We start from the raw sequence: 18617 nt of genomic DNA on the forward strand, positions 1-18617 counted from the left end.
CGGATCCTCCCCGCACCGCTCGGACGGGGTCCGGACCGCGGCGTCCGCGCGCGGTCCCGACCCAGCATCCCATTCCGGCCCGGCGGGCGGGCGGAGGTGCTCCGCAACCGCCCGATCGAGCTCGGGGCTCCCCGGCCGGGGCGCGCCGGCGGCAGCCGTCCGGGGTCGCCGCGCCTTCGGGCCGGACGGCCGGTCGCTGGCGGCGAGCGGCGCGACCGTTGTCTGATGGCGCGGGTCCACGGGGGCTCCGCCGGGGTGCCCGCCCCGCGGCCTCCGCGGACCCGCCGTTCCCCCTCGACCCGGTGGCGTGCCGGCGTGAGCCGGTCCACGCCGGCCGGAGGGACCGGGCGTGCCCGAGGAGGAAGCGCGCGGCGGTGCTTCCGGTCAGGAACTGCAGGCACTGTAAGAAGTGGCGCCCGGGGAATCGACACCCCGGAGAGCTACGGGCCGCAGTGTGATGGGATCGTTACTGATCGTCGCCGTCTCGGGGCGTGCCACCGGTCATGCCGGGCCGCCGACCGGCTTCCCGGCGACGAGGAGCATCCGGCAGTCCGGGCGGCCGCGGTCGGCGAGGATCCGGGAGAGCCCGTCCTCGGTCGCCCACAGCGCGAGGTCCGCGGGCGCGCCGACGGCCAGCGGGCCGGCCGGGTGCTCGGTGCGAGCGGCATGCCAGCCGCCGTGCGTCGCGGCGTCGAAGGCGTCGAACGGGCGCAGCCCGGAACCCGGGGTCCGGTGGTCCACGGCCGCGTGCACCCCGCCCCAGGGGTCCAGCGGGGTCACCGGGGCGTCGCTGCCCAGGGCGAGGGCCACCCCGCCGTCGGCGAGCTCGGCCAGCGGATTGGTGGCCAGCGCCCGCGCCGCACCCAGCCGCTCCGCGTACATCCCGGCGTCCCCGCCCCACGCCGCGTCGAACGCCGGCTGCACGCTGGCCACCATGTGCCAGTCGCGCATCCGGTCGACGACCTCGGCCGAGGGCATCTCCAGGTGCTCCAGGCGGTGCCGGCAGGCGCGGACGGCGGCGCGGCCCAGCTCGGCGACCACGACCCCCACGGCGTCGAGGACCTGGTCGACGGCGGCGTCGCCGATGACGTGGAAGCCCGCCTGGACGCCTGCGCGGGTGCACGCGCGGACGTGCTCGACCAGTGCGGCCGTCTCGAACCGCAGGGCCCCGGAGGTCTCGGGCCGGTCGGTGTAGGGCGCGCTGAGGGCGGCGGTGTGCGAGCCGAGGGCGCCGTCGCAGAACAGGTCTCCCCCGGCGCCGGCGAGGCCCAGCTCCCGCACCAGGTCCAGCCCGCCCCGCTCCGACAGCTCGCCCCAGTACCCGAGGACCCGGGGGCCCGGCACCTCGGCGGCCAGCGCCAGCAGCTCCCGGAGGTCGTCGGCCGAGGAGACCTCCGGCCCGGCCATCTCGTGCAGGCTGCCGATGCCCAGCGCCGCCGCGGCCGCCCGGGTGGCCAGCTGGGCGGCCCGCCGCTGGCCGGTTCCGACTGCGCCGTACGCGGCCTGGCGGGCGGCGTGGTGCGCATCCAGCCGCAGCTGCCCGTCGGCGGAGAACCCGGGCAGCTCCGAGATCCCGGGGATGCGGTCGAGCAGCGCGGTCGAGACGGTCGCGGAGTGGACGTCGACGCGCGCCAGGTACACCGGCCGGTCGCCGGCCACCGCGTCGAGGTCGGACCGGGTCAGGCCCCTGCGCTCGGGCCAGCCGGTCTCGTCCCAGCCGGTGCCCAGGACGATGCCGTCGGGCGCGGCGGCGACATGGGCCCGGACGGACGCCACGGCGTCGGCAACACTCGAGCTCGAGTGGAGGTCTAGACCGGTGAGCGCGAGGCCGGTGGCGGTGGCGTGGACGTGCGCGTCGACGAACGCCGGCGTCAGCAGGGCGCCGTCGCCCCGGACCACCCGCTCCGCCGACGGCGCGTCGGCACGATCGCCGGTCCACGCGATCCGCCCGTCCTCGACGAGCAGCGCCCGCCCGGGCCGGTCGCCCACCCGGACATCGGCGAACAGCAGGCTCATGCCGGCACCCGGGTGCTCCGCCGGATCCGCACCGTCGCCTCCACGTCTCGGTACCCCGGCGCCGTTCGGCCGGGGAGCCGGAGAGTAGGAGATCACGCGGGTCCGGTCGGTGCGCGGGTGCAGCGACTGCAGTCCGCCGGAGGCGGTCCCGTCCGGGTGGCCGCTGCTGCGCCCCGGCGGTAGGCAGGAGGCATGACGGCGGTCGAGGGGGAGCTGCTCACCGAGCGGCTGCGCCTGCGGCCCTGGACAACGTGGCCGGCGGATCTCGCCCGGCTCACCGACATCTACGGCCGCGCGGAGGTCACCCGCTGGCTCGGTGGCGCCCCGTCCGTGCCTCCCGCGGAGCTGGTCGCGCGGTGGGCCGCCGTCCACCGGCGCGACGACCGCTTCCTCTGCTGGGCGATCGAGCGGCCCGACCGCACCCCGGCCGGGACCGTGCTGCTCAAGCCGCTGCCCAACGGGGTCGGCGAGGTGGAGGTCGGCTGGCACCTGCACCCGGACTCCTGGGGGCACGGCTACGCCACCGAGGCGGCGCGGGCGGTGATCGACCGCGCTTTCGCCCTGGGGCTCCCCGAGGTCTACGCCGTCGTGCGTCCCGGCAACGAGCCGTCGATGGCGGTCTGCCGGCGGCTGGGCATGAGCCCGCTCGGGCGCATGCGCCGCTGGTACGACGTCGAGCTGGAGGCCTTCCGGCTCATGGCGCCGCCCGTCGTGGAGTGATGCGGCGGGTCAGCGCCGGCGCACGAGCCCGGTGACGCGGCGGCGCAGCGACGTCCGCGGGGCCTTGGTCTCCTGGCCGGCGGCGCGCACCGTGTCGGTGGTGAGCGCCTGGGCCGGCGTCGGCGCGGTGCCACCGAGGTGGGCCGGCTGCCACCAGCGGTCGTCCGGGCCGGCGGGCTGGTCGGGGTAGCTGCGCTGGGCCTCGTCCAGCAGCGCCTCCATGGCGGTACGGACGCGGGCCAGCAGCGCCGGGATCCGCTCCCCCGGCTCGGCGGTGATCGGCTCGCCCAGCACGACGGTCACCGGCACACCGCGCCGCAGCTCGACCTTGTGGTTCTTCGTGGCCACCCGGTGCCCGCCCCAGACGGCGGCCGGGATGAGGGGCACGCCGGAGTCGATCGCCATCCGCGCGGCGCCGGCCTTGAGGTCCTTCACGGTGAAGCTGGTGCTGATCGTCGCCTCGGGGAAGACCCCGACGACCTCGCCGTCCTTGAGCGCCCGGACGGCCGCCTCGAACGCTGCCGACCCCGCCTTGCGGTCGACGGGGATGTGCTTCATGGCGCGCATGAACGGGCCGGAGAACCAGTGGTCGAACACCGCCGACTTCGCCATGAACCGCACCAGCCGGTGCTGCGGCAGGGCGCCGAGGCCCAGGAAGGTGAAGTCGAAGAAGCTCACGTGGTTGCTGCAGATGATCGCCCCGCCGGAGGGCGGGACGTGCTGCGAGCCGCGGACGTCGAACCGGAAACGGAACAGCCGGAACACCAGCAGGGCGATCCGGATGACGAACCGGTAGGGCTTGTCGCTGGGGTCGGGTGAGGCACCGAACAGCCCCGGACGGACGATGTCACGCCAGCTCGCGGTGTACATGGCCGGAATCTAGCGGCTGGCCTCGGCGACCGCCCGGGCGGCGTCCTCCCCGGCGGTGACCTCGACGGCGGCCCGGACCACCGCGGCGAGGCTCCCGGACTCGCGGTGGACCTGCCGCTGGAGGTCAGCACCGGTGCCGCGGGTGAGCAACGCGGCCAGGCCGTCGCTCACCCGCGCGTCGTCGCCGGCGTCCGCTAGGGCGGGACGGACGTGGTCGAGGAGATCGGCGAGCACGTCCGCCGCGGGAACGGGGCGGCCGGTGCGGGGATGGACGAGGTCACCCGACAGGCCCGAGCGGCCGGCCCGCCAGGCGGCCAGCCGGAGGACCTCGGCCCGCATCTGCGGGGGCGCGATCCCGGCACGGGCCTCGCGGGCGGCGGTCTCCACCAGACCGCGCACGAGACCGGCCAGGGTGACGGCGTCCTCGACGCGCAGCGCCACGTCGGCGGTGCGCAGCTCGACGGTGGGCCAGTTCGCCGACAGCCGGGCGTCGAAGTAGAGCATGCCGGTGTCCAGGACGGTCCCGGTGGCGAGCACCGCCTCCACGAGCGCGTGGTAGTCGGCGGCATCGGTGAACGGGCCGCTCGCCCCGGCGGACGGCCAGCGGTGCCACACCTCCGACCGGAAGCTGGCGTACGAGGTGTCCCGGCCCTGCCAGAACGGTGAGTTGGCGGTGACCGCCGTGAGCACCGGCAGCCAGACCCGGATCCGGTTGAGGACCGCCACGCCCTCCTCGTCGTCGGCGACCGAGACGTGCACGTGGCAGCCGCAGGTGAGGACCTCCTCCGCCGTCCGGCCGAAGGCGTCCACCAGGCGTTCGTACCGCTCCCCCTCCGTGGGCACCGGCTCGACGGCCACCGGCGAGGTGGCCAGCGCCGCCACCCGCGCGCCGACCGCGACGGCCGCCGCGTCGGCGCGGCCGCGCCAGTGGCGCAGCTGGTCGTGCACCTCGGCCAGCGTCGCGCACACCGGCGTGCCCAGTTCGAGCTGCTGGGCCTTCAGCTCCGGCATCAGGTGAGCGCTCTCCGGAACGCCGGTCTCCTCGCCCCGCTCGGCCCGGTCGTGCTGCTGCACGTCCTCTCCCTCGCCGCGGCGTGCGGCGACCGTCAGCGCATCGGGCCCCTGCGGAACGGGGAACCCGTCCGCGTCGACCACGAGCAGTTCTTCCTCGACGCCCACCGTTCGCACCGGTCCATGATTCGGAGTCGGGCGACGGGGCGCAGGTCCGACTCCCCCGGCTCACCCGCTCAGGCGGTACCCGATGGCCTCCCGGCGACCGCGACGCCGGGGGTCTCCCGGTGTTGGTGCTCGGGCGCCCATGGGGCGCCGTGGTTCCGGTCTCGGCAGGTGACCACAATAAGAGTTGTGTGGTTGTTGGGGATAACGGTAGTATTTGGCCATGTCACGTGCCTGGCAGCAGCCGTTGCCCGACATGCCCGCTCCTCCTCCGGCCCGCGCCTGGGCGCGGTGGACGCCGCCGGCGGGCTACGAGGTCCAGTGGCGGCGGCTGGTCGACGCCGCGCTGGAGCTGGACCTCGGGCCCGACGACCTGGCCGCGGGCGGGTTCGACGAGCTCGCCGCCGCCCGGGAGTGGAAGCCGGCCACCGTGGCCCTCTACAGCAAGGTCGCCCGGTACGGCGGCCTCGCCCTGCCGCTCCCCCGCACGCCCGAGCCCGATCCTCCGCTGCTGGACCTCCGGCCCCTCACCGAGATCCGCAGCGACGATCCGGAGCACCTCCGCTCGGTGGCCTGGTGCGCGCTCGCCCTGGGCTGGCCGGCGCCGGTCGGCGTGTTCCGGTCACTGCGCCGCGACCAGGTGCAGATCACCACCCGCCGGCTGCTCCTGTCCACCGACGACGGCGAGTGGGCGGTCCCCGGGGCGCTCACCGCCTGGCACGCGTGGGAAGCGGTGCGGGTGAGGTACCCCGCGCTGGCGGCCAGCGCCTGGGTGCTCCCCGCGCTGCGGCGCGGCCCGGGGCTGGATTCCCGCATCGGCGGCCGGCTGTCCAGCCAGGCGTTGCAGGCCACCTTCACCAAGCACGTGCGGAGCACGGTCGGGCACCTGCGGGCGACCGTGCCGCCGTCGCGCCGGGAGGCGGTCGAGGAGCTCGCCGCCGCCTACCGGTCGCTGTCCTACGACTCCTACCGCCGGCTGGCGCTGGCCGCCGGCGCTCCCCCGGTCGCGGCGCGGGGCGAGGTCCGCGCGAGCCGCGCGGTGGCCCGCACCTCACGGCTGGCCGGCTGAGCTCCGCTCACAGCAGCGTCAGCTGCCCGGGCGGCTCGGACGGGATCGCGGTGACTGGAGACTGTCCACCGGCGGACGGAGGAGCGGTGCCGGGCAGCCCGCCCGAGGGCAGGCTGCCCGCGGGAAAACCGACCTCCGGGTCCCCGGGGACACCGTCGGCCATCACCCCGTCCACCCCGCGGGCCGCCCCCCCGGAGCGCCGGTCGAGCCCGTGACGTGCGAGCAGCGGGGCCACGCGACGCGCCAGCCACGCGCGGTACTCGGCCGGTACGTACGCGTGCCGGGCGTAGAGCCGCTCGTAGCGCGGGACCAGCTCCGGGTGGGCGCGCGCCAGCCAGGCCATGAACCACTCGCGGGCGCCGGGGCGCAGGTGCAGCGGGATGACCGTCACCCCGGCGGCGCCGGCGGAGGCGATCGCGCCGAGGGCGGCGTCGAGGTGCTCCACCGAGTCGGTGAGGCCGGGCAGCACGGGGGCGAGGAAGACGCCGCACGGCAGGCCGGCCTCGGTGAGCGCGCGCACCAGGTCCAGCCGGGCGCGCGGCGTGGGCACGCCCGGCTCCAGGCCGGCGTGCAGGGCGTCGTCCCAGATGGCCAGGGAGACCCCGAGGCCGAGCGGCACGTCCCGGGCCGCGGCCGCCAGCAGCGGCACGTCCCTGCGCAGCAGGGTGCCTTTCGTCAGGATGGAGAACGGCGTCCCGGAGCCGGCCAGCGCGCCGATGACGCCCGGCATGAGCCGGTAACGCCCCTCGGCCCGCTGGTACGGGTCGGTGTTGGTGCCCAGCGCCACGTGCTCGCGCCGCCAGGACGGGCGGCCCAGCTCCCGCTGCAGCACTTCCACCAGGTTGGTCTTCACCACCACCTGGCTGTCGAAGTCCCGGCCGGAGTCGAGCTCGAGCCACTCGTGCGTCCGGCGGGCGAAGCAGTTGTGGCTCACCACGCCGTTGGCGATGAAGTCGCCGGTGCCCGTGGTGATGTCGTACATCGGCATCTCGAGGCCGATGTCCTCGACGCTGAGGACCCGCAGGTCCGCCGCGCTCTCGACGGCGGTGCCCTGCACCTGGCATCTCCGGCGGACGGCCGGGTCGACCAGGTGGATGAAGGCCAGGTGCCGGCTCGGGCCGCCACGCAGCCGGACGGTGCGGACGCGGTCGGTTCGCTCCTCCTCCGCCAGTGCCGACCGGGAGCGGTGCACGTCACCGTGGGCTCGTCCGGCCCGCTGGTGGCCGTACACCTCGAGGTGCGCGTTCCCGCCCACCGTCCCCGTCAGGTGGCCCCGCCGGTGGTCCTGGCAGGCATCGGTGCTCCCGGCCGAGCGGCCGAAGCCCAGCAGCTCGTCGTTCGTCGTCAGGTGCGGGCGCTGACCAGCCCCGGCGCACGCCCCGGTGATGTACTTCCACCCTCGGCGGGTCAGGAACCGGTGATCGCCGCTGCCCACGAGAGTGGTGCCGTCGGCCAGCGTCACCCGGTGGGCAGGCTTGACCGTCGACCAGTGCGCGAGCACGTCCGTCTCGACGTACCGGCGGTGCCGGTCGCCCTGCTCCGTCCCGATGATCCGATCCCCGGGACGCAGATCGGCGATGGCGCGGTGCGAGCCATCCGCCATCAGCACCTGCGTGTCCCCCGACAGGCAGTACACGCAGGAGTGGCTGCAGCCCCGGTAGGGGTTGATCGTCCACGGGAACGGCATGGCCGATTCGCCCGGCACCCGGTTCAGTGCGCTCTTGGCCCGCACTTCGTGGAACGTCAGGCCGGGAAACTCCGGCACCTGCACGCTGCGCAGCAGCCCGCGGATGCTCGGCATCCCGGGCAGAGCCCCGGGCTCGTCCAGGTCCAGCCGCTGCGCGTCCCACCGCATGCCCCCATCCGAACACACGTTCGAACGGCTGTCCAGCGGATCAGATCAGCGGGCGGGCTTCGTAGGAGGTGGAGAGCACCACCGTGGTCCGGGTGGTGACGTTGGCGGCGGACCGGATCTCCTTGAGCAGGTTCTCCAGCGCATCCGGGGAGGCCACCCGGACCTTGAGGATGTAGCTCTCCACGCCGGCGACCGCGTGGCACTCCTCGATGGCGTCCAGGTGGGCGAGCAGGGACGGCGCGTCGTCGGTCTGCGCGTCGGTCGGTGTGATCGACACGAACGCCGTCAGCGGGAGGCCGATCTGCGGGGCGTCCAGCGTCGCCCGGTAGCCGGTGATCAGCCCGCGCTGCTCGAGCCGGCGCACCCGCTGGTGCACCGCCGACACCGACAGCCCCACCCGCTCGGCGAGGTCGGTGAAGCTCGCCCGGCCGTCCCGCGCCAGCGCCGCCAGCAGGGCGCGGTCGACGTCGACCGCGGTCGCCCCGGCCTCAGCCGGGGAGTTCGACGAGCTCACGGGAACCGTTGTTGAGGACGCGGACGCCGTCGTCGGTGCAGACCACGATGTCCTCGATGCGCGCGCCGTGGCGGCCGGGCAGGTAGATGCCCGGCTCGACGGAGAACGCCATCCCGGGCTCGAGGGGCAGCCCGTTGCCGGCGACGATGTAGGGCGCCTCGTGCGAGTCCAGCCCGATGCCGTGGCCGGTGCGGTGGATGAAGTACTCGCCCCAGCCGGCGTCGGTGATCACCTCCCGCGCCGCGGCGTCGACCTGCTCGGCGGTGACCCCCGGCCGCACCGCCGCCGTCGCGGCCTGCTGCGCGGCGTGCAGCACGGCGTACCATTCGGCGACCTCGGCGTCGGGCGCGCCGCCGATGACGTACGTCCGGGTGCAGTCGGAGCGGTAGCCGGTGGCGGTCTCGCCACCGATGTCGACCACGACCAGGTCGCCGGCGGCGATCATGCGGTCGGAGAGCTCGTGGTGCGGGCTGGCGCCGTTCGGCCCGGAGCCGACGATGGTGAAGTCCACGCCCACGTGCCCCTCGGCGAGGATCGCCGCGGCGATGTCCGCGCCCACCGCGGCCTCCGTGCGCCCGACGGTGAGCCACTCCCCCATGCGGGCGTGCACCCGGTCGATGGCCGCGCCGGCCAGCGCCAGCTCCTCGACCTCGGCGGGCGTCTTCACCATGCGCAGGCGGTCGACGACCGGCGAGGCCAGCTCCAGCACGGCGCCGGGCAGTGCCCGCTGCACGCCGAGCGTGTGCTCGGCCCAGGTGCGGGAGCCGACGGCGACCCGCGCCGGAGCCGAACCCAGCCGCTCGGCCGCGGCACCGGCGAGGAGCGCGAACGGGTCGTCGGTCTCGTCCCAGGCGAGCAGCTCCAGGCCGAGGGCACCGGCGGGGCTGACGCCCACCATGGGCGCCTCCAGCCGCGGCACGACGAGGAACGGCTCCCCCGTGCGCGGGACGGCGAGGGCGGTCAGCCGCTCCATCGCGTGCGCGTCGTACCCGCACAGGTAGCGGAGGTCGGCGCCGGGCGTGAGCACGAGCAGGTCGACGCCCAGCTCCGCAGCGACCGCCCGCGCGGCGTGCACCCGGTCGATGGTCACGAGCGGGCCGGTTCCGGCCGGAGTCGTCACGGTTCCCACCAGCGCAGACTAACCAGGCGGCACCGCCGTTTCCCCCAATCGTTGCCAGACCGCTACCGTCCGCCGTCGTGGAGGAGTTCGGAAGGTTCCGCAGGAGTACGGCACCGCGGGAGGCGGGTCGCCACCCGTCCGCCGGGAACGGCGGGACGGCCGCGTGACCACGATGCTGCTGGACGCCGCGTCGCTGTACTTCCGCGCCTTCTACGGCGTCCCGACGAGCGTCACGACGCCGGACGGGCGCCCGATCAACGCCGTGCGGGGCTTCCTGGACATGACGGCGCGGCTGCTCACCACGCACGATCCCGACCGGCTGGTGGCCTGCTGGGACGACGACTGGCGGCCGGCGTTCCGCGTCGACGCGCTGGCGTCCTACAAGGCGCACCGGCTGTCGCCCGACGGCGGCGAGGAGACCCCCGGCGAGCTGGGACCCCAGGTGCCGATCCTCGTCGAGGTGCTCGCCGCCGTCGGGCTCGCCCGCGTCGGCGCCCCCGGCTACGAGGCCGACGACGTGATCGGCACGCTCGCCACCCGCGCCCGCGGCCCGGTCGACGTCGTCACCGGTGACCGGGACCTGTTCCAGCTCGTCGACGACGCCCGCGGCGTGCGGATCCTCTACACCGCCCGGGGCATCTCCGACCTGGAGTTCGTCGACGAGGCCGCGGTCGCCGCCAAGTACGGGATCCCCGGCCGCGCCTACGCCGACTTCGCCGTGCTCCGCGGCGACCCCAGCGACGGGCTGCCCGGTGTGGCGGGGGTCGGCGCCAAGACGGCGGCCGCGCTGATCAACGAGTTCGGCGACCTCGCCGGGATCCGGGCGGCGGCCGCACGCACCGTCGTCCCCGAGCCGCCGCTGACCGCCGCCGTGCTGAAGAAGCTGCACGCCGCGAACGACTACCTCGACGCCGCGCCCGTGGTGGTCGCCGTGGCGAGGGACATCGACCTGCCCGCGGTGGAGGGCGCCCTCCCCCGCTCCCCTGCCGATCCCGCGGCCCTGGCCGGGCTGGCCGAGGCCCACGGGCTGCAGTCCTCGCTCAGCCGGCTGGGCGCGGCCCTCGGCTGGCCCGACGGCGTGCTGGGCTGACGGGGATCAGGGCTCGGTCCACGAGTAGCGGGCGCCGTCCTCGTCGGTGATCTCGATCCGGAGGGTCACCTGCTCGTCGTCGGCGGTCACGCCGGTGCACTCGTACACGGCGCCCCGCTCGACGGTCATCTCCTCGGCGCACTGGAGGTCCACCGCCACGCCCTCGCGCTGCTCGAACTGCGCGGCGACGTCGCGCTCGACCGCCGCGCGCGACAGCACGGTCGGCCCGGCCGTGCCGGCGAGGACGGCGACGGCCGCCACGACCACGACGAGGACCGCCAGGACGGCGAGCAGGCCCCACCGCGGCCCCCGGCGCCCCGGAGCGCCGCGATCCGGAGCGCCGTGACCGAACGCACCGGAGGCCGGGGTGGCGCCGCCCGGGGGCCGTCCGTACTGCTGGGGCGACGCCGGTGGCGCCCACGGCGGTGGTCCCCAGGGCTGCTGCGGGGGCGGTGGTCCCGGCCGGCCGAAGCCCCCGGGCGGACGGGTGTAGGGCTGGGTCGCCCCGTGCGGCGGACCGCCCGGCTCCTGGCCCCAGGGACCGGCCTGCCCGGACGGGGCCTGCCGCCCGTGCGGCGGGAGGTCGCCGGATCCGGGCGCCGAACCGCCGTCCGGGTCCCCGCCGGTCCGGCCGGAGGGCTGCGGCGGGTCGGTCATGGTCGCTCCCGGGTCCGTGGCACCCCTCGGCGGGACGCGCTGGGATTCTGCCGCACCGGCTCGGCTGCCCGCGGCCGGCGACGCGCTCGTCAGCCGCCGACGGCCACGGCCACCACACCCCGGCGGATGCGGTCCACCGCGGAGCGGGCCGTGCGGGCGACCCCGTCGTCGGCGACCTTGCCGAGCTGGTCGAGCAGGTCGATCAGCTGCCGCGTCCACCGGACGAAGTCCCCGCCGGAGAGCTCGGTGCCGGCCTGCTCCGCCCCGGCCAGCACCCGGTCCAGGCTCTGCCCGTCGGCCCAGCGGTAGGCGGCCCAGGCGAAGCCCAGGTCGAGGTCGCGGCTCGCCGGGACGCCGTGGTCGAGCTCGACGTCCTGCAACCGCGACCGGATCCGGCGCATCTCCCCGATCGCCGCGGCGACCTTGCCGGCCGGTACCGCGGGCAGGCTCGGGGTGTCCCGCCGGGCCTCGAAGACGAGCGCGGAGACCGCGGCCGCGAGCTCGGCCGGGTTTAGCCCCCGCCACGCCCCGGCCCGCAGGCACTCGGCGGCCAGCAGGTCGGCCTCCGACCAGATGCGGGAGAGCCGCCGGCCGTCGTCGGTGACCCGGTCCTCCCTCGCCACCCCGCCGTCGTCCGCGCCGACCACCTCGGTCTCCGCGGCCACCAGCGGCGCCGGCTCCGGCACCAGGTAGCCCAGCTCCTCCAGGACGTCGCAGGTACGGTCGAACTGCCGGGTCAGCGAGCCGGTGCGCTCGGCCATCTTCCGGTGCAGCGTCTCCGCCTCCCGGACCGCGCGCAGCCAGCGCTCGGCGATCCGCACCCGCTCCTCGCGGTCGGGCAGCTGGTGCACCGGGTGGTTGCGCAGCGCCTGGCGCAGATCGGCGAGCACCGGGTCGTCTGCGGCGGCCGAGCGGTGCTTCACCCGCCGGGCGCCCAGGTCGTGCTCCACGCGGGCGTTGCGCAGCGTGGAGGCGAGGTCCCGGCGCGCGTGCGGGCTGCGGTGGTTGAAGTTCTTCGGCACCCGCACCCGGGCCAGCGCCGTCACCGGAGCGGGGAAGTCGCCCGAGCCGAGCCGGCCGGCCCACTTGTCCTCGGTCAGCACGAGCGGCCGGGGGTCGGCCAGATCGGTGATGCCCGGGTCGAGGACGACCGCGAGCCCCTGCCGCCGCCCCGTCGGCACCCGGATGACGTCACCGGGGCGCAGCGCGGCCAGGGCGTCGGAGGCCTCCATGCGGCGCTTGGCCTGCGAGTCGCGGGACAGTTCCTTCTCCCGGTCGGCGATCTCCCGGCGCAGCTGCGCGTAGGCGCCGACGTCCCCGCGGTCGGAGCGCATCTCCGCGGCGAACTGCTCGGCGTCCCGTTCGTGGCGGGCCGCCGCACGCGCCAGGCCGACCACCGAGCGGTCGGCCTGGAACTGGGCGAACGACGACGCCAGCAGCTCCCGCGCCCGCGCCCGGCCGAAGGAGCTGACCAGGTTGACCGCCATGTTGTAGCTGGGCCGGAAGCTCGACCGCAGCGGATAGGTGCGGGTGCTGGCCAGGCCGGCGACCACCGACGGGTCCATGCCCGGCGCCCAGACGACGACGGCGTGCCCCTCGACGTCGATCCCGCGGCGGCCGGCCCGGCCGGTGAGCTGGGTGTACTCCCCCGGGGTGACGTCGACGTGCGCCTCGCCGTTCCACTTGACCAGCCGCTCCAGGACGACGGTGCGCGCCGGCATGTTGATGCCCAGCGCCAGGGTCTCGGTGGCGAACACGGCCTTGACCAGGCCACGGACGAAGCACTCCTCGACGGTCTCCTTGAACGCCGGGACCAGGCCGGCGTGGTGGGCGGCCAGCCCGGCCAGCAGCCCCTCGCGCCACTCCCAGAAGCCGAGGACGTGCAGGTCCTCCTCCGGCAGCGAGCCGGTGCGCTCGTCGATGATCGCGGCGATCTCGGCGCGCTCGGTCTCGTCGGTGAGCCGCAGGCCGCTCAGCAGGCACTGGTGGACGGCGGCATCGCACCCGTTGCGGCTGAACACGAAGGTGATCGCCGGCAGCAGGCCGGCGCGGTCGAGCCGCTCGACGACGTCGGACCGGGCCGGCGGGCGGTACCGCGGCCGGTGGTGGCTCTCCCGGCGGCCGGAGCCGCCCCAGCTGTCGAGCCGCCGCTCGTGCTCGCGCACGTAGCGGACCAGCTCCGGGTCGACCACGGAGGCGCCCCGCTCCCGGGTGGACAGCGGGCGGGGGCTGTCGCCCTGCTCGCCGGCGTGCGCGGCCGGACGGAGCGCGAACAGGTCGAACACCCGGTTGCCGACCAGCATGTGCTGCCAGAGCGGGATCGGCCGGATCTCGCTGACCACGACCGCGGTGTCCCCGCGGACGGTGACCAGCCAGTCGCCGAACTCCTCGGCGTTGCTCACCGTGGCCGACAGCGAGACCAGCGTGACCGACGCCGGCAGGTGGATGATCACCTCTTCCCAGACGGCACCGCGGAACCGGTCGGCGAGGTAGTGCACCTCGTCCATGACCACGTAGCCGAGGCCGGCGATCGCCGGCGACTCGGCGTAGAGCATGTTGCGCAGCACCTCGGTGGTCATCACGACGACCGGGGCGTCGCCGTTGACGGCGTTGTCGCCGGTCAGCAGCCCCACCCGGTCGGCGCCGTAGCGCTCCACCAGGTCGTTGTACTTCTGGTTCGACAGCGCCTTGATGGGCGTCGTGTAGAACGCCTTGCGTCCCTCGGCCAGGGCCTTGTGCACGGCGAACTCGCCCACCACGGTCTTGCCGGCGCCGGTGGGCGCGCAGACCAGGACGCCCGAGCCCTTCTCCAGCGCCTCGCAGGCCTCTACCTGGAACGGGTCCAGGGCGAAGCCCAGCTCGGCGGTGAAGTCGGCCAGCGTGGGGTGGGAGGTCCGCCTCCGGGCAGCGGCGTACCGCTCAGCGGGGCTGGACATGCCCCCACGTTAGGCGCGCCCCCAGCCATCGGCTCGCCACGATCAGGTCCCCCGATCGTCGCGTGTCCTCCCTCACGGTGTGCGCTGAGGGATGACACCGCACGATCGGGTCAGCTGATCGTCGCCGGGCCCGTGCCGACGACGCGGAGCGCGCCCGGTACGCACTCGCTGACCAGCGGCAGCGGCGCCACCGGCTCCCCGTCGGCATAGGTGGTGACGCCGGCGCAGGCCAGCTCCACGCGCGCGGCCCGGTGCACGCTCACCAGCGGGTGGTCGACGTGCGAGCCGTCGGCCAGCCGGGGCTTGGTGCGGATCAGCTCCCGCCGGGTGGTGGCGCCGACGACGGTGACGTCGAAGAGACCGTCGGCCGGGTCGGCCCCCGGGCAGATCCGGAGCCCGCCGCCGTACCAGGCGGTGTTGCCGACGGCGACCATCGTCGCCGGCAGGGTCCGGGCGGCGCCGTCCAGCGACAGCGTCACCTCGTACGGGCGCAGCCGGGCCAGCTCGGCCAGGACGGCGAGGTCGTAGCGCCGGCGCCCCGGTGGCCAGCGCAGCCGGTTGGCCCGGTCGGTCACGGCCGAGTCGAAGCCGCAGCACAGCACCGTGGCCCACCACCGGCCCGCGGAGCGCCCGGCGTCGACGGCGCGCGAGCGCCCGGCGAGCAGGTCGGCGGCGGCGGCACGGACCGCCGCCGCGGGGTCGGCCGGCACGTCGAGGGCGAGCGCCAGGTCGTTGCCCGTCCCGGCCGGGACCAGGGCCAGCGGGACCGTCGTGCCGGCGACCGCCTGCAGAGCCGCGTGCGCCGCACCGTCCCCGCCGACGGCCAGCACCGCGCCCGCTCCCCCGGCGACCGCCTCGGCCGCCTGCCGCTCGGCGTCCGGCCGGGTGGCCGCGTCCAGGACCAGCGGGGTCAGGCCGGCCGCCCGCAGCAGGTCCGGCACCGCGGCTCCCAGGGTCCGGGCCCGGCCCCGGCCGGCGGCCGGGCTGGTGAGGACGGCGACGTCCACGACCGTCAGCCGCGGGAGGACGGCGAGGAGTCGACGGGCTCGTCGAGGGTGGAGGGGCGGGTGTCGAGCGGAGAGGCCTCGTCGTCGCCGAGGTCGTGGAAGTGCTCGGCCGCGGCGCGCCGGGCGCGGCGCCGGTCGACCACGCGGGCCAGCTGGATGGCGAGCTCGAACAGCACGATCATCGGCCCGGCCATCAGCAGCATGGTGAACGGGTCCTGCGTCGGGGTGACGAACGCGGCGAACACGATGGTGAGGAAGAAGATCCACCGCCGGCTCCGCGCCAGCACCTCGTGGCTCAGCACGCCGGCCAGGTTCAGCGCGACGGCGATGAGCGGGACCTCGAAGCTGGCGCCGAACGCCACCAGCAGCGACAGCACGAAGCCGATGTAGTCCTGCGCGGTGAGCGCCACGACCACGCCGTCCCCGGCGAGGCCGAGCAGCAGCTCCAGGCCGGCCGAGAGCGACACGTAGGCGAGCACGGCGCCGAGGAAGAACAGCGTCGTGGAGACGGCGACGAACGCGACGCCGTAGCGCTTCTCGTTGCGCTTGAGGCCCGGGGTGATGAACGCCCACAGCTGGTACAGCCAGAACGGCGCCGAGAGCACCACGCCGGCCAGGAAGGCCACCTTGAGCCGGATGAAGACGCCCCCGAAGACGTTGGTGATCAGCAGACCGCAGCCGCCGGCGTCGTCCCCGCCGTAGCGGAGGTCCTCGGGCAGCCCGCAGTACGGGGCGCGGATGAACTCGCCGAGGCCGTGCCCGTACCACCAGAACGAGACCGCGGTGGCCACGAGGACGAAGAACAGCGCCTTGGCGATGCGGTTGCGCAGCTCGGTCAGGTGCGCGACCAGGCTCATGGTGGCCTGCGCGTCGCGGGGTGGGCGCCGCCGGCGGCGTGCGCCGCGGGTCGCCTCGCTCACCGCTCGAACTCCGGGGAGGTCAGCGAGGGCCGTCGGCCGTGCGCGCCTGGTCGGCGCGGGCCCGCAGCTCGGCGGCGCGGAGCTCGGCGGCGCGCGCCTCCTCCTGCAGCTGCGCGTCCAGGTCGCCGGAGGAAGCCGCCGGGGAGACGATCTCGCCGCGGACCGGCGTGGTGGAGGCGGCGTCCCTGGTGCGGACGTCGTCCTCCTTCATGCCCTTCATCTCGCCCTTGAAGATGCGCAGCGAACGGCCGAGCGAACGCGAGGCGTCGGGCAGCTTCTTGTAGCCGAAGAGCAGCAGGATGGCCAGGATGATCAGGCCGATCTCGAGCGGGCCGAGTCCCATGGCGCGTCCTCCAGATGTTCGGGTGGCTGCGGCGATGCTACGCCGGGGAGCGCGCGTTCCCCGGGCCCGCACGGACGCGTCCGGTAGGGCCGCGTCCTGTTCGCCCGCCGTTCAGCCGGCGGTCGTGCGCTCGCCGCGCAACCGGCCGGCGCGCTCCGCGGACTGCTGCACCTGGTCCCGCACGGGGGCGACGTCACGCTCGGCCGCGGCGAGCTCGCGGCCGAGCCGGCCGACGGCGCCCAGCGTGCCGTGCGCGACCACGCCGAGGACGACGAGCGCCAGCACCACCACGACGGCCAGGACGATCCAGAACACCACGGTGCGACCCTAGCCGTCCCCGGCCGGCGTCAGCCCGTACCGGGCGAGGGCCGCCCGCGCCTCGGCGGCCACCTGGGTGCCGATCTCGGCCGGCTCGTCGACGACCGCTCCCCCGCCGAGGGTGGCCACCAGCCGCCGCGCCCAGGCCAGGTCGCCGGTGCGGACGGTGACGGCCAGCCCGCCGGGCGGATCGTCGACCGGCGTGACGTCCTCGGTCGGGTAGTACTCGGCCACCCACCGCGCGCTGCGGTCCAGCCGCAACCGGACCGCCGGGGCGTCGGGCTCCGGCTGGTAGACGCCGTTGTCCACGTTCCGCCCGGTGGCCTGCGGCGGGGGCGCCGCCGGCTCGTCGAGGACGGCGACGTCGTCGAGCCGGTCGAGGCGGAAGAGTCGGACCCCCTCGGCCCGCCGGCACCAGGCCTCCAGGTAGGACCGGCCGTCGACGAGGAGCAGCCGCATCGGGTCCACGGTGCGCTCGGTCCGCTCGTCGCGGGTCGGCACGTAGTAGTGCAGGTGGAGGGCGCGGCCGCGCTCCAGGGCGTCGTGGACGACGGCCAGGTTCTCCTCGCGCGCGTCCACGCTGACCGCCACCGGGCTGACCCGGTCGGCGGCGTCGCCGGCCGCTGCCGACACCTTCGCCAGCGCGTGGCTGACCGCGTCCCGCTCGGCGAGGCCCGGCAGCTCGAGCAGCGTGCGGAGCGCCACCACCAGGGCCACCGCCTCGTCGGTGGTCAGCCGCAGCGGCCGCACCATGCCCGCGCTGAAGGTGACCCGGACGCGGTCGCCCTCGAAGGCGACGTCGATCAGGTCGCCGGGGCCGTAGCCGGGCAGGCCGCACATCCACAGCAGTTCGAGGTCGCTGCGCACCTGCCGCTCGGAGACGCCGAAGTCGCGGGCCGCCTCGGCGACCGGCACCCCGTCGGGGCGGGCGCTCAGGTATGGGACGAGGGCCAGCAGCCGGGTCATCCGGTCGGTCGTGCTCACGCGCGCTCCCCCATCGCGGCGAGACGGGTCAGCCGGGCGATCACCGCGTCGCGGACCTGGGTGGGCGCCTCCACCACGACGTCGGCTCCGTAGGCGGCCAGCTGGTCGGCCAGCGCCCACGGCTCGGTGGTGCGCAGCTGCAGCCGGTCCTCGATCCCGCCGCTGCCGTCGTCGGCGGGGCCGAGCGACGTGGCGTGCCGGCGCAGCCCGACCGCCGTGCCGGGGCGGGCCCGCACCACGACCAGGTGCTCCTCTCCCCCGACCTGGCCGGCCACGACCGCGGTGAGGTCGAGGTCGGCCGGCGGCTCGAACGCCGCGGCCGGGCCGACGGCCCGGGGCGCGCCGACCACCCGGGACAGCCGGAACACCCGCGGGGCCTGCCGGTCCAGGTCGTGACCGACCAGGTACCAGCGCCCGTGCCAGGCGACGACGCCCCACGGCTGGACGTCCCGGCGGACGGCGGTGTCCTCGTCCGGGCGCCGGTAGTCGAACTGCAGCCGGCGCCGGTCGCGTGCCGCGGCGTAGCACGGCTCGAAGGCGGCCTCGTTGCGGTCCAGCCGGGGCTGGATGGGGATCGGGCGGGAGGTGTCGACGTCGACCCCGGCGGCCTTGAGCTTGACCAGCGCGCTCTGGGCGGCGCCGGCCAGCTGCGCCGACTCCCACAGCCGCAGGGCGAGCCCCACGGCGGCCGCCTCCCCGCCGGTCAGGTGGATCTCGGGCAGCTCGTAGTCGGCGCGGGCGATGCGGTAGCCGTCCTCGGTGTCGAAGACGCTGGTGCGGCCGGTCTCGAGCGGGACGCCCATCTCGCGCAGCTCGGCCTTGTCCCGCTCGAACATCCGCTTGAACGCCTCGTCGGCCCGGTCGCTGCCGTCGTCGGCCTCGTAGCCGGGCACCGTGGCGCGGATCCGCGCGGCGGTGACGTACTGCCGGGTGCTGAGCAGCGCGATGACCAGGTTCACCAGACGCTCCGCCCGCTTCGCCGCCATGGCGCTCAGGCTAGTCACGCGAGAGCCGGAACAGGC

Annotated in this window: 17 protein-coding genes; 3 read left to right on the forward strand and 14 right to left on the reverse strand. The window is 75.7% G+C overall.

What is annotated here, in order from left to right; genetic code table 11:
• Positions 1-501: 501 nt before the first annotated feature.
• Complete coding sequence (locus ACI790_RS13710) at positions 502-2016, reverse strand: amidohydrolase (protein WP_456570327.1); 1515 nt, start codon at positions 2014-2016, stop codon at positions 502-504.
• Between the two features lie 192 nt (positions 2017-2208).
• Here ACI790_RS13710 and ACI790_RS13715 point away from each other — a divergent pair, with 192 nt between their 5' ends.
• Positions 2209-2736: a GNAT family N-acetyltransferase gene (locus ACI790_RS13715; RefSeq protein WP_456570328.1), complete on the forward strand. Its 528-nt coding sequence runs from the start codon at positions 2209-2211 to the stop codon at positions 2734-2736.
• Positions 2737-2745: 9 nt separating this feature from the next.
• Here ACI790_RS13715 and ACI790_RS13720 read toward each other — a convergent pair whose 3' ends face one another.
• Both ACI790_RS13720 and ACI790_RS13725 read right to left on the reverse strand, forming a co-directional pair.
• A complete protein-coding gene (locus tag ACI790_RS13720) occupies positions 2746-3606 on the reverse strand; it encodes a lysophospholipid acyltransferase family protein (RefSeq protein WP_456570329.1) in 861 nt (286 codons plus the stop codon).
• 9 nt (positions 3607-3615) lie between these two features.
• Positions 3616-4794: a carboxylate-amine ligase gene (locus ACI790_RS13725; protein WP_456570330.1), complete on the reverse strand. Its 1179-nt coding sequence runs from the start codon at positions 4792-4794 to the stop codon at positions 3616-3618.
• Between the two features lie 211 nt (positions 4795-5005).
• On the opposite strand from ACI790_RS13725, the gene ACI790_RS13730 reads away from it, so the two are divergent.
• Positions 5006-5851: a hypothetical protein gene (locus tag ACI790_RS13730; RefSeq protein WP_456570331.1), complete on the forward strand. Its 846-nt coding sequence runs from the start codon at positions 5006-5008 to the stop codon at positions 5849-5851.
• A gap of 7 nt (positions 5852-5858) precedes the next feature.
• Here the strand turns inward: ACI790_RS13730 and ACI790_RS13735 are convergent, their stop codons facing one another.
• From ACI790_RS13735 to ACI790_RS13745, 3 genes are read right to left on the reverse strand one after another with little or no spacing between them, the layout of a single operon-like run.
• Positions 5859-7706 (reverse strand): intein-containing Rv2578c family radical SAM protein, encoded by a 1848-nt coding sequence (locus tag ACI790_RS13735; protein WP_456570332.1) that lies wholly within the window; start codon positions 7704-7706, stop codon positions 5859-5861.
• Positions 7707-7746: 40 nt separating this feature from the next.
• Positions 7747-8220, reverse strand: a complete 474-nt coding sequence (locus ACI790_RS13740; RefSeq protein ID WP_456570333.1) for an Lrp/AsnC family transcriptional regulator — start codon at positions 8218-8220, stop codon at positions 7747-7749.
• Positions 8195-9340, reverse strand: a complete 1146-nt coding sequence (locus tag ACI790_RS13745) for a M24 family metallopeptidase (protein WP_456570334.1) — start codon at positions 9338-9340, stop codon at positions 8195-8197. The genes ACI790_RS13740 and ACI790_RS13745 overlap by 26 nt, the downstream gene beginning before the upstream one ends.
• Before the next feature lie 172 nt (positions 9341-9512).
• On the opposite strand from ACI790_RS13745, the gene ACI790_RS13750 reads away from it, so the two are divergent.
• Positions 9513-10430 carry a 5'-3' exonuclease gene (locus tag ACI790_RS13750; protein ID WP_456570411.1) on the forward strand — a complete coding sequence of 306 codons (918 nt, stop codon included), beginning with the start codon at positions 9513-9515 and terminating at the stop codon, positions 10428-10430.
• A 6-nt stretch (positions 10431-10436) separates the two neighbouring features.
• On the opposite strand, the gene ACI790_RS13755 is transcribed toward ACI790_RS13750, so the two are convergent.
• From ACI790_RS13755 to ACI790_RS13790, 8 genes are all read right to left on the reverse strand, one after another.
• A complete protein-coding gene (locus ACI790_RS13755; protein ID WP_456570335.1) occupies positions 10437-11087 on the reverse strand; it encodes a DUF4333 domain-containing protein in 651 nt (216 codons plus the stop codon).
• Between the two features lie 89 nt (positions 11088-11176).
• Entirely contained in the window at positions 11177-14023 is a 2847-nt protein-coding gene (locus tag ACI790_RS13760; RefSeq protein WP_456570336.1) for a DEAD/DEAH box helicase, read from the reverse strand.
• 110 nt (positions 14024-14133) lie between these two features.
• Positions 14134-15030 (reverse strand): diacylglycerol kinase family protein, encoded by an 897-nt coding sequence (locus ACI790_RS13765; protein ID WP_456570337.1) that lies wholly within the window; start codon positions 15028-15030, stop codon positions 14134-14136.
• A 5-nt stretch (positions 15031-15035) separates the two neighbouring features.
• The gene (gene tatC, locus ACI790_RS13770; protein WP_456570338.1) at positions 15036-15950 is read right to left on the reverse strand and encodes a twin-arginine translocase subunit TatC; all 915 of its coding nucleotides are present in this window, start codon (positions 15948-15950) and stop codon (positions 15036-15038) included.
• Positions 15951-15969: 19 nt separating this feature from the next.
• A complete protein-coding gene (gene tatA, locus ACI790_RS13775) occupies positions 15970-16293 on the reverse strand; it encodes a Sec-independent protein translocase subunit TatA (RefSeq protein WP_456570339.1) in 324 nt (107 codons plus the stop codon).
• Positions 16294-16404: 111 nt separating this feature from the next.
• The gene (locus ACI790_RS13780; RefSeq protein ID WP_456570340.1) at positions 16405-16611 is read right to left on the reverse strand and encodes a hypothetical protein; all 207 of its coding nucleotides are present in this window, start codon (positions 16609-16611) and stop codon (positions 16405-16407) included.
• A 9-nt stretch (positions 16612-16620) separates the two neighbouring features.
• Positions 16621-17595 (reverse strand): helix-turn-helix transcriptional regulator, encoded by a 975-nt coding sequence (locus ACI790_RS13785; protein WP_456570341.1) that lies wholly within the window; start codon positions 17593-17595, stop codon positions 16621-16623.
• Positions 17592-18581, reverse strand: a complete 990-nt coding sequence (locus ACI790_RS13790) for a helix-turn-helix transcriptional regulator (RefSeq protein ID WP_456570342.1) — start codon at positions 18579-18581, stop codon at positions 17592-17594. Before ACI790_RS13790 ends, ACI790_RS13785 begins: the two co-directional genes overlap by 4 nt.
• Positions 18582-18617: the final 36 nt, after the last annotated feature.

It is taken from the genome of Blastococcus sp. SYSU DS0539 (genome assembly GCF_054050855.1).